Below are 13,311 nucleotides of genomic sequence, written 5' to 3'. Positions count from 1 at the left end.
GCTTATGAGTTGCAATAGAGTTGTCACCAAACTCAGATTAATTTGGGCGAAAATTAATTTATAGACTACAGGATTAATTAGAGGATTCCATATTAAGCCGCCAGAGTATTCATCAATAATTAACGCAAAAAAAGATTTCAATACTGTTAAGGATGAAAGTCAATGTTTACCTATACCAACTTCATCTAAGGCTGTATGGAATCATCAGATATCTGAATTCATCCGTATTTATCTGCGGTCAATTACTCTTGAAACTTTAACTCCATATTACCTGCTCAAAAGAGCAAAATATGATCATGGCTATCTCCCAGTTTGAAACTGCTTTCACACAGTTAAAAGATGAAATTATTAACTGTGAAAAGTCTGTACTCAAGATGATAAAAGTGAAAAAAAATATGCCTGAGACTACAAATATGAAAAATGAAATTAATGCTAAATTGCGAACAAATGATGTCGCAATTATTGGTATGGCTTCTATTTTTCCCCAGGCGAAGAGTTTGCAAGAATACTGGGAAAATATTATTCAGAAAGTAGATTGTATTACTGATGTTCCTGCGTCCCGTTGGCATATAGATGACTATTATGATCCTGATCCAAAAACACCAGATAAAACCTATTGTAAGCGCGGTGGTTTCTTACCAGATATTGATTTTAATCCTATGGAATTTGGCTTACCTCCCAATATTTTGGAGGTGACAGATATTTCTCAATTACTCGGTTTGGTAGTAGCAAAAGAGGCGTTAGACGATGCTGGTTATGGTGCATCTCGACAATTTAATCATGAACGAACAGGAGTAGTATTGGGAGTAGCAATTGGTAGACAATTGGCTGTTCCTTTAGGTGCAAGATTGCAAGATCCACTTTGGAAAAAAGTTCTCAAAAATAGTGGTTTATCAGACGAAGATACCCAGAAAATTATTGAAAAACTCAAAAGTGGATATGTGCAATGGGAAGAAAATGCTTTCCCCGGAATGTTAGCAAATGTGATTTCTGGACGTATCGCTAACCGTCTGGATTTGGGGGGAATGAACTGCGTAGTTGATGCAGCTTGCGCGAGTTCCTTGGGTGCATTAAGGATGGCTGTTAGCGAATTAGTAGAACATCGCGCCGACATGATGATTACTGGCGGCGTAGATACTGATAACTCAATTTTCGCCTATATGTGCTTCAGTAAAACTCCTGCTGTTTCTCCAGGGGAAAAGGTAAGACCCTTTGATGCTGATGCAGATGGAATGCTATTAGGTGAAGGTGTGGGAATGTTGGTACTTAAACGCCTAGAAGATGCTCAACGAGATGGCGATCGCATCTATGCAGTCATTAAGGGCGTTGGCAGTTCCAGTGATGGTAAGTATAAAAGTATCTATGCACCTCGCACCGAAGGTCAAATAAGTGCTTTAAATCGAGCATATACAGATTCAGGAGTTTCTCCTGCTAGTATAGGTTTAATTGAAGCACATGGTACAGGAACGATGGTAGGAGATCCTACGGAATTTACATCTATTACCAGTGTTTTTGGCGAAAATAACCCGAAAAAACAGCATATTGCTTTAGGAACTGTTAAATCTCAAATTGGACACACTAAAGCGGCTGCTGGTGCTGCCAGTCTCATCAAAGCGGCTTTAGCATTACATCACAAAGTCTTACCACCGACGATTAATGTCAGTACCCCCCATCCTAAACTGAATATTGAGAACTCGCCATTTTATTTAAATACGGAAACTAGACCTTGGGTAAGTCATCCTACTCAACCCAGAAGGGCGGGAGTCAGTGCTTTTGGATTTGGTGGTACGAATTATCACGTTGTTTTAGAAGAATATGAACATGAACATCATCACCCTTACCGTTTACACCATACTCCACAATCCTTACTGCTATTTGCCCCCACCCCTTCAGAGTTGTTATCTCGTTGTCAACAAATCCAACAACAATTACAGAATGAGAATAAAGAAAAATACTATCAACAATTAATTACTGATTCTCAAACCGCTAAAATTCCCGTTAATTATGCGAGAGTGGGCTTTGTCGCCGATGATTTAGGGCAAGCTGGGGAATTACTGCAAATTGTCATAGAAGGGCTGAGAAACAAGCCTGAAGCCAAATCCTGGGAACATCCGCAAGGGGTTTACTACCGCCAAAAGGGGACAGACACAACAGCTAAAGTAGTGGCTTTGTTTTCTGGACAAGGTTCACAATACTTAGAAATGGGGCGGGAATTGGTAATGAATTTTCCCTGCTTGCGCCAAACCTACACTCACATGGATAGCCTGTTGTGTGAAGACGGGTTACAGCCTTTATCAAGTGTAGTATTTCCTCAACCTGTTTTTGATGAAACAAAAAAGCAAATTCAGTTAGCAACATTGCAAAAAACTGAATATGCACAACCGGCAATTGGTGTATTTAGTGCAGGCTTATATAAAATCTTGCAACAAGCTGGATTTAAACCCGATTTTGTTGCCGGTCATAGCTTTGGTGAATTAACAGCCTTGTGGGTCGCAGGAGTGTTAAATGAAGAGGATTATTTGTTCCTAGTAAAAGCTAGAGGACAAGCTATGGCTGCACCTGCCAATCCCAATTTTGATACCGGAGGAATGTTAGCTGTCAAAGGAGATATTCATCAAATAACGGAAGTAATTAAAAAGTTTCCCCAGGTAGCAGTTGCTAATAAAAATTCTCAGCACCAAGTAGTATTAGCTGGCAAGAAAGAGGAAATTATTCAAGTCCAAGATATTCTCAAAAATCAAGGTCTTAATACTTTTTTATTAGGAGTTTCCGCAGCATTTCATACACCATTAGTATCTCATGCTCAAAAACCTTTTGCCCAAGCCGTTGAAAAAGTAAATTTCAACGAAGCCCAAATTCCTGTTTATACTAATGTTACAGGTAGCCGTTATCCTCAAGAACCCCACGCCATTCAAAAAATCCTCAAAGAACAACTGTTGAATCAGGTATTATTTCAGCAGGAAATTGAAAATATTTATGCTGCTGGCGGTTATTATTTTGTAGAATTTGGTCCCAAAAATGTCCTTACCAATTTGGTGAAAGAAATTCTAAATGATAAGCCACACATAGCTATAGCCGTAAATCCAAGTCATACCAAAAACAGCGACAAAACTCTTCGACAAGCCATAGTTCAATTGCAGGTAGCTGGATTATATTTGCAAAATTTAGATCCCTATCAAGTCGCAACTAAAATTCCCGAAGTTCCCGCTAAAAAAGTTTTAAATGTCCGCTTAAATAGTACCAACATTACCGAAAGAACTCAAAAAGCATTTGCGAAAGCTTTAGAAAATGGTCATCATGTGGGAGTAGTATCTCCCCAACCAACAATTGACAACAAAGCGCCAACTGCATTTAATGAGAATCATCAATTAAAGGGTAACAACAAACCGCCAACTGCATTTAATGAGAATCATCAAACACAGGGTAACAACGACCACCCAACTTCACTCAATGGTAAATTAGAACAAGTCGAAATCCAACCTGATAATCAGGGAAAAGTTATTCACAGCTTAGAAAAAATTATCACAGAATTTAGCCAGCAACAACGAGATATTATCCACGTTCATGAACAATCTTTACACAATCAAACAGAATACACAAAGACATTTTCCCAATTAATGCAGCAACAGTATTTATTATTGGGAAATAATCAAACTACAGAACATCAATCCCAAACTCAACAACTAGCAATTTCCAACTCTGAACAGAACATGATGCGGTTTCATGATCATCAAGGTGATACCCTCCGCATTCATGAACAATATCTCAAATATCAACATGAACATACCCAAAATTACTTTCAACTTCTGCAAAAACATTTGCATTTACTGACCTCAGAAAATAAAGTCATCAACTTTGTAAATCATCCTCAAATTCAACAAGACTTAGAAAATGATCAAAAACCAGACTTACTGAATCAGAATATTTCTGAACCTCTTCCTCTCCGCGCCTCTGCGCCTCTGCGTGAAGAAAAAACCTTTGTAAATCATCCTCAAATTCAACAAGACTTAGAAACCTATCAAAAACCAGACTTACTGAATCAGAATATTTCTGAACCTCTTCCTCTCCGCGCCTCTGCGCCTCTGCGTGAAGAAAAAACCATCCCAAATATAGATAAAGCTACCCTTAGTCAAACTCTACTAAACGTTGTCAGTGATAAAACAGGCTACCCAGTAGAAATGTTAGAACTGTCAATGGATATGGAAGCAGATTTGGGAATTGATTCTATTAAACGGGTAGAAATTTTAGGAGGTTTATTAGAAATATATCCCGATTTACCTAAACCCAACCCTGAAGAATTAGGACAATTAAGAACCTTGGAACAAATTGCTGAATATATGCAAACTTTAGTTCCAGATATCTTAAATCAACAAGTAGAAATATCAACAGCAATTATTAGCAAAGAGGTATTAGTAGAAGTTCCCCAACCAGAATTAATTCCAGCCACACCCATAGTTGAAGAACAGCAACAAGAAGCAGAAATTTTCCAAGATTTAAGCGATATTCTGCTAACAGTTGTCAGTGACAAAACAGGTTATCCTGTGGAAATGCTAGAACTGTCAATGGATATGGAAGCAGATTTAGGAATTGATTCTATCAAACGGGTAGAAATTTTAGGAGGTTTATTAGAACTATATCCCGATTTACCTAAACCCAACCCCGAAGAAATTGGAGAATTGAGAACTTTAGGCGAAATTGCCACTTATATGCAGCAACAAGCCCAGAGAATTCCTAATTTATTGACTGAAGAAATAGTAGAAGATATCACAATCACATCTGTACCAAATATCCGCCGCAGTATTGCTAAATTACAGCAACTTCCCACACCAGATAGTTTAGAATTTTCTCTTTCTGAAAATCACATTGCATTAATCACTGATGATGGTTCTTCCACCACAGAGAAATTAGCAGAAAGTTTGATAGCGAAAGGTTGGAAAACTGTAGTTTTAAGTTTCCCTGGTGTCGAGTCAAATGTTAATGCGGGTATCAATAGAGTAGTTTTAACGGATTGGAATGAAGACAGTTTACAACAACAGTTAAAACAAATTGCTGATAATTATGGGACTGTAGCTGCATTTATTCACCTTCACCCAGCAACATCATTAGACATAGATAAATCTATTCTGCGTCATGTCTTCTTAATCGCTAAATATCTGAAAGAACCACTCAACGCAGCCGCCAAATTTGGACGCAGTTGTTTTATTAGCGTTGCGCGTTTAGATGGTGAATTTGGATTAGGAGAAAGCCATAATTTTAGTGCAATTTCTGGAGGATTATTCGGACTTAGCAAGAGTATTAATCAAGAATGGGAAAATGTATTTTGTCGTTCCCTTGACTTAAATCCAGACTTAGATCCAGAAACATCTGTAAAAAATATCCTCGCAGAAATTTATGATGCAAACTTGTTAATTCAAGAAGTAGGATATAGCAACAAAGGTAGAGTTACTTTAATTGCAGATTTTAGCCCATTACCAACTACCAATTCTGCAAGAGAAATTACTAAAGATCAAGTATTTCTCGTGAGTGGTGGTGCAAAAGGAATCACAGCCCAATGTGTCATAAAAATCGCCCAACAATATCAATGTAAATTTATTCTTTTAGGGCGTTCCAGCACAGAAGTTGAACCAGTTTGGGCAGAAAATTGTGAAAATGAAGCAGAATTAAAACAGCGAATTTTAGAAAATTTTCAAGCCCAAGGGGAAAAACCAACACCGATAATGGTACAGAAAAAGTATCAAAGTATTTCCTCACAGCGAGAAATTCAAAATACTCTGAAAGCTATTGCAGAAGCTGGAGGGGAAGCAGAATATCTGAGTGTAGATATTACTGACACAGTATTACTAGAATCAAAACTTGCAGATGTAATTGAACGTTTTGGGGCGATAACAGGTATAATTCATGGTGCAGGAAACTTAGCTGATAAGCGCATTGAAAAGAAATCAATTCAAGATTTTGAAAATGTTTATGCAGCTAAAGTTAAAGGTTTAGAAAATCTCCTGCGGTGTGTACCAGCAAGTCAATTGCAATATTTAGTTTTGTTTTCTTCCGTAGTGGGATTTTATGGAAATGCAGGACAATCAGATTATGCCATAGCCAATGAAATTCTCAACAAATCAGCCCATCTAATTAAACATAATTACCCTAACTGTCATGTTATGGCTATTAACTGGGGACCCTGGGAAAGTGGTATGGTATCATCAGAATTAAAGAAAGCTTTTGCAGCCAGAGGGATTGAAGTTATTCCAGTAGAAACAGGAACACAAATATTAGTTGATGAACTAACAACGGCTAATCAAGGCACAGTTCAATTAGTGATTGGTAGTCCATTAATTTATGTTCCTGCAACCTTATCAAATGATTTAAAAACCTATCGGATTAAACGCCGATTAACATTAACAGAAAACCCATTTTTACAGGATCATGTTATCGCCGGTCGTCCCGTACTTCCTGCTACCTGTGGGTTATTATGGATGACTAATGCTTGTGAACAACTCTATCCTGGATTTACAGCCTTCAGTTCTCCCAATTTCAAAGTTTTAAAAGGCATAGTTTTTGGTGAGGACTTCGCAAGTGAATATATTTTAGAACTTCAAGAACTTGCGAAACATGAAAATCAGGAAATAGAATTTGCTGCTAAAATTAGTAGTCAGACACCAGACGGGAAAATCCGCTATCATTTCAGCACAAATCTAATTCTCAAAAGAGAAATTCCCACACCTCCAAGTTATGTAAACTTGAACTTTAATCAGGATGAAAATTTTCTCAAAACTAATCAAGAATTATACCAAGTAAATGCTTCTAGCCTATTTCATGGATTCACATTTCAAGGCGTAAAATCAGTTTTAAATACCAGTCCTAGTCAGATAACTATTGAATGCTGTCTACCAGAACCAACTACACAGCAACAGGGACAATTTCCGGTGCAAACATTCAATCCTTATATAGCAGATGTCCAGATTCATTCTCTCTGGATTTGGACACAACACTTTCATCAAGTTGGATGTTTACCATCAGAAATAAAGCATTTTGAACAGTTTGCAAAAGTCCCTTTTGGTGAAACATTTTATGTTACTTGTGAAGTCCAATCAAAAACAGAATCATCAGTAGTTACAGATGTGATTACCTATAACCGTCAAGGACAAGTTTATAATCGCATGATTGGTGCTAAAGGAACAATTCTACCTCGACAAATAGCCAAAGATTAGATTTTTTCACGCAGAGGCGCAGAGGCGCAGAGAGGATTTAAGGCGTTGCTGATTAAGGGTATGAATTTTAGTCTCACGCAAAGGCGCAATCACGCTTCGTGATCTCGAAGAGTAGACGCAAAGGTAAGATATTTAAAGGTTCAATTTGGAAATTTCATACCTCGATTCAGCAACGCCAAAATTAAAACTCTAAAACTTTGCGCCTTTGCTTCTTTGCGTCTTTGTGCGAAACATAATTAGGTTCAATTTTAAAAACCGGAGAATAATAATGAAATCAATTGCACAAAATCAAAAATTAGCAATTGTCGGTATGGATTGTTTTGTTAGTAATTCACCAACATTAAATAAATTTGAACGTCTGATTTATGAAAGCAAGCAAAGTTTAGTTACATCTGAAGATTACCAGCAAACTCCATTAAGTCGAGAATTAATCAATTCTGCGCTGGAAGATGCTAAAATTCAACCAGAAACGAAGATAGCTTTAATTATCATTTCTCCTACAGAAAATTCTGCTCAATTAGCTAACTATATCTCTGCTGAATTAGCATTTTTTGCCGAGGAAAATTCGCTTTTATCGGCTTTGGATGTCAGTCAAAAATTATTAACTACCCAGCAAGTTGAAGCTGTTTTAATTGTCGGCATAGACAAGAGTTACCCGATAGCAATTAATGAAGGTGTATATACTTTTAGTTATGACGAAAAAGCTGAAAATGTAATTAAAACAGCAGGTGCAGCCGCAGTAGTGTTACAACTGCATGAAACAGCCAAGCAACAAAATCATTGCATCTATGCAATTATGGATGGTTTCAGTGTGGTCAAACATTCTCCCAATCACCCGGAAACCATTACTCAAGCTTGTCAGAAGGCGTTTCAAATAGCAGATGTTCAAGCCGCAGATATTGGTTATTTAGAAGTGGTTGCTAGAGGGATTGCTAACGCAGATATAGCAGAAATTCAAGGTTTAATATCAGCCTATCATACAGGGGGAGAAAATCTGAGTTGTGGACTGGGTAGCGTTAAAGCAAATATTGGTAACACACAAGCCTCATCTGGTATATTTAGCCTCATCAAAACCGCACTTTGCCTATATCATCGTTATATTCCTGGTGTTCCCCAATGGTCTAATCCTAAACAGCCAGAAATTTGGCGCGGAAGTCCCTTTTATGTAGCGATAGAATCAAAACCTTGGTTTTTAGAACCTGGTGCTACAAAAAGAGTGGCTGCGGTAAATATGATAGAAGAAGATAATATTTATGGACATTTAATTTTGTCAGAAGAAATCAGCCAAGTAGAACGCAGTAGTCAATATTTAGCAGAAATGCCTTATTATTTATTTACTATTGCGGCGGATGATCGTTCTTCTTTATTAACACAAATTACCGCACTTCAACAAAGTCTCACAAATGGTTCTTCCATATCTCAACTTGCTAATGATTATTTTCAAAAATATCAGCAATATAAACAATCAACTTACGCCTTAGCAATTCTCTCACGACATCCAGAAGAATTAAAACGAGAAATTGAAAGGGCAATTCAGGGAGTAAAAATTGCTTTTGCGACTGGGAAAGACTGGCAAACTCCTCTTGGTAGTTATTTTACGGTTAATCCCCAAGGGAAAAAAGGTCATGTCGCCTTTGTTTATCCTGGTTCTTTTACTTCCTATATAGGACTAGGAAGAAATATTTTTCGTCTTTTTCCTCAACTACATAATGATGTTGTCATCAAAAGTGTTTATAACCGAGTCGCCAATATTGAAAAAATTCTCTATCCTCGAAGCATCAATAAATTATTAAGAAGACAACTAGAAAGCATAGAACAAACATTAATAGATGATCCCGTTTCTATGCTGGAATCAGAAGTTGGTGTTGCCGGATTAATGACAGCAATTCTGAAAACCTATTTCCAGATTCAATCCCCATACAGCTTTGGCTATAGTCTTGGTGAAACCAGTATGATGTTAGCGCAAGGTGTCTGGACTAGCTTTAAAAGTACGAGCGATTATTTGAACTCATCTCCTTTATTTAAAACTCGGCTATCTGGTCCTAAAAACGCAGTTCGTCAACATTGGGGATTACCCTTAATTCATGAAGGTAAAAGGGAAGAATTTTGGAGTAACTACATTTTGATATGTTCCTATTCTCTAGTGCAAGAGGTTCTAAAAAATGAAAGTCGGGTTTATACTGTTTTAATCAATACACCTGAAGAAGTCATTATTGCTGGTGAAACTAAAGCTTGTGAAAGAGTTATTCAAACTTTAAAATGTGACGCTTTTCCCACATCAATTAATCATGTAATTCATTGTGAACCAATGCACTCTGAATATGATGAATTAGTAAAGGTCAATACCTTACCTATCCAAACCAATTCAAAAACAATTTTCTATTCTGCGGCAGAATACGCACCCATGAAAATTGATAGCCATTTAATAGGCAAAAATATTGCTAAAGCCCTTTGTCACCAACTTGATTTTCCTCGCTTAGTTAATCGTGCCTACAATGATAATGTCAGAATCTTTATTGAAGTTGGTGTTGGTAGTAACTGTAGTCGTTGGATTAGCGAAATTCTCAAAGACAAAGGACATCTAGCTGTATCCCTAAATAGAAGAGGTGTAGATGATCATACCTCGATTATTAAAGCCTTAGCCAAACTATTTAGTCATCGAATTGAGTTGGATTTATCACCTTTATATTCTTTGCCTAATATCAAATTTGCAGAAGATACTTCTTTATTAGATTATGAACACAAAATGACACCTATCCCTAATTATCAAAGTTTAAATAAAAATAATGCCCGTATGGCCAAAGCACACAACTTTTTATTACAGTCCCGGCAAACATCACTTCAACAACTTAGTCTCTTTCTCCAACAGCAATTAGACTTGTACAAAAAAATGGTGATACAAGCCAAAAAAGAAAAGTAAAAATGGCGTTGCTGATTAAGGGTATGAATTTTAGTCTCACGCAAAGGCGCAAAGACGCAAAGGTTTGAGTTTTAAAGATTCAATTTGGCAATTTCATACCTCGATTCAGCAACGCTAAAATTTAAAGGTATGTGAAGAAAAGTAAAATCACTCAAAACTCTCTTCCTGTTCCCTGTTCCCTTGCCCCAACGACAATTTTTAACGCCCACCTACTTATTCACTACAAAAATTATGTTAAAACAACATCAAAAACTCAAATTTTCCCCTTCCATGAATAACAATTATCAAGGATGGCAAGGCGATTTAAATACTGTATCTTTTGATGCAAAAAATATTAAAAATAAACTGATGAATTTGGATTGCCCTTGTTATATTCTGAATAAAGAAGGACAAATTGGTATTAGCAATGAAGGCAGTATATCATATAGTGCTAACGGTAAAACTCAAAAGCTAGAAATGCTTTTAACTGTTCCTCCAATCGGATTTCATCAATTAGGTGATCCAGCTTTTCTAGAGTTCTACAGCGTCAAATATGCCTATATGACTGGAGCAATGGCTCAAGGTATTGCATCCGAAGAAATGGTAATTACCTTGGGAAAAGCCAACATTTTAAGCTCCTTTGGTGCAGGAGGTTTATCTCCTACCCGGATAGAAGCAGCAATTCACAAAATTCAACAAGCTTTGCATAACAAATCTTATGCATTCAACTTACTTCATAGTCCTAGTGAACCTGCTATCGAAAGGCGGTTAATTGATTTGTATTTACAGCATCAAGTCAGAATAATTGAAGCCTCTGCATTTTTAGATTTAAGTGATAATATCGTCTACTATCGGGCGGCTGGACTGAGTTTAAATTCAGCCAATGAAATCGAAATCAAAAACAAAATTATTGCTAAAGTTTCTCGTCGGGAAGTTGCTACTAAATTCCTCCAACCTGCACCCACAAAAGTTTTAACTCAATTAGTTGAACAAGGGTTAATTACTGAATTGCAAGCTAATCTTGCCGCAAAAATTCCTATGGCTGATGATATTACCGTAGAAGCAGATTCAGGAGGACATACAGATAATCGTCCACTGGTTTGTTTATTACCTTCTATTTTAGAATTAAGGGACGAAATTCAAGGTAAATATGATTATGAAAAACCCGTAAGAATTGGTGTGGCTGGGGGAATTTCTACACCGCAATCAGCCCTAGCAGCTTTAATGATGGGTGCGGCTTATATTGCTACTGGTTCTATTAATCAATCTTGCGTTGAAGCTGGGACTTCAGAATATACAAAAAAGCTCCTAGCTGAAGCAGAAATGACTGATGTAATGATGGCACCTGCGGCTGATATGTTTGAAATGGGAGTCAAATTACAAGTTCTTAAACGGGGAACTCTCTTCCCCCTTCGCGCTCAAAAATTATGGGAATTATACAGAAACTATAATTCATTTGCAGAAATTCCCCCAGATGAAATAGAAAAGTTAGAAAAACAAATTCTGCGAAAAACAATTTCTGAAATTTGGCAAGAAACATCTACTTATTTATCTCAACGTAACCCAGAAAAATTAAGTAAAGCTGCCAATAATCCTAAACTAAAAATGGCGTTAATATTTCGCTGGTATTTAGGATTATCTTCCCGGTGGTCTAATACTGGAGAAAAGGGTCGAGAAATTGATTATCAAATTTGGTGTGGACCAGCAATGGGAAGTTTTAATAATTGGGTACGTGGTTCTTATTTAGCTGATATAAATAATCGCCGAGTAGTTAATGTGGCAGATGAAATCATGACAGGTGCAGCGTATTTGTATCGGATTCAAAACTTAAAAATTCAAGGCTTACAAATGCCAGAAGAATACAGTCAATATCATCCACAAAGTAGGTTGAGTTGAGGGACAGTGTTCGCGTAGCGTGCCGAAGGCATAACCCAACATTAGCGGTAGGATAGCAAGGGGTGTTGGGTTTCGTCCATTGGTGTCAACTTAAGCTCAAATCCCTACCACATCTCGTTCCTAGTCTCTGACTAGGAATGCAGTTGATGAGGCTCTGCCTCTAATATTATTGAAGGCGGAGCCTTCTAGAATTCATTCCCAGTCAGGGACTGGGAATGAGATGACTTGAGTTCTTTGCGGGATAGAGGTTTTACGTGAACGTACCTCAACCAAACCTACATTTTACCAAAGGTTGTGATAAATATGGCTATAAATAGAAAGTTAGGACAGCTAGAAGAAACAATGGAAATCCTGAATCAACGGGCTAAAACATGGAATGTAGTTACCATTAGCCGGATTCGAGGAAATATTCAAGAAACAGTTCTCAGACAGTCTTTAAATATTATTCAATATCGTCATCCTGCGCTTAATTCTCATATTATTAACTCTCGGAATTCTTACTATTATCAGTCTAAAGGTACAGGAAAACTTCCTTTGCAAGTTGTTAATATTAGAGAAAGTCAGGAATGGGAAGCGATCGTTAATGCAGAAATGAATCAGGTAATTGATAGTAGTAAATACCTGCTGCGGGTCGTACTTGTCAAGATATTAAATCAGCAAAATATTAATTATCTGATTACAACCACACATCATGCTATTACCGACGGTTTATCAAGTGTCCAACTTCACTCAGAAATTTTAACCTACTGTCAAAAGATTACCGAAGGTAAATCTCTTCCCATAGTTACTACTTTAGAACCACTTCCACCCATTGAAAAACTATTACCCACTTGGACAAATAGTTTCAAAAGCAAACTAGGTAGAGTTGCTTTATTATTAAATATCGCATTTCAAAAATATTGGAATCAACCAAAAGCATTAAGAGTAGAAAAATATGTTCCTATTTCTCAACGTCGTTGCGAAATCATTCATAGACAACTTAGTGAAGAATCAACACGGCAGTTTATTCAGCAATGCAGACAAGAAAATACTACAGTACAAAGTGCTTTATGTGCGGCACTAATGTTAACAGTCTCCAAACAACTGGCTAAAAACCATGAAGATAATATTCCAGTTAGTTGTTTATCATATCTTGATTTAAGAAGACGGTTACAACCAGAAATTAGTACAGAGAATATGACGGTTTTAGCAGCGTCTTTGATGAAATTTTATAGAATTACCAATAATACATCTTTTTGGGAATTAGCGCGAAAAGTAAAACGTAATCTCAATGAAAAAATTCACCAAGGAGAAATTTTTCAAATGATATAT

Annotated in this window: 4 protein-coding genes; all 4 read left to right on the top strand. The window is 36.9% G+C overall.

Annotated elements, in window-relative coordinates; translation table 11 throughout:
• Positions 1 to 296: 296 nt before the first annotated feature.
• A complete protein-coding gene (locus IQ228_RS09885; RefSeq protein WP_193962771.1) occupies positions 297 to 7,205 on the top strand; it encodes a type I polyketide synthase in 6,909 nt (2,302 codons plus the stop codon).
• Positions 7,206 to 7,473: 268 nt separating this feature from the next.
• Complete coding sequence (locus tag IQ228_RS09880) at positions 7,474 to 10,125, top strand: PfaB family protein (protein WP_193962770.1); 2,652 nt, start codon at positions 7,474 to 7,476, stop codon at positions 10,123 to 10,125.
• A gap of 231 nt (positions 10,126 to 10,356) precedes the next feature.
• The gene (locus tag IQ228_RS09875) at positions 10,357 to 12,000 is read left to right on the top strand and encodes a PfaD family polyunsaturated fatty acid/polyketide biosynthesis protein (RefSeq protein WP_193962769.1); all 1,644 of its coding nucleotides are present in this window, start codon (positions 10,357 to 10,359) and stop codon (positions 11,998 to 12,000) included.
• Between the two features lie 303 nt (positions 12,001 to 12,303).
• On the top strand, positions 12,304 to 13,311 hold a 1,008-nt coding region (locus IQ228_RS09870; RefSeq protein WP_193962768.1), incomplete at its 3' end, for a condensation domain-containing protein.

The sequence above is a fragment of the Dolichospermum sp. LEGE 00246 genome (genome assembly GCF_015207865.1).
GTDB classification, from domain to species: domain Bacteria; phylum Cyanobacteriota; class Cyanobacteriia; order Cyanobacteriales; family Nostocaceae; genus Dolichospermum; species Dolichospermum heterosporum.
The sequence above is the reverse complement of the archived record's forward strand: the minus strand, read 5'-3'. Positions and strand labels throughout refer to the sequence as shown.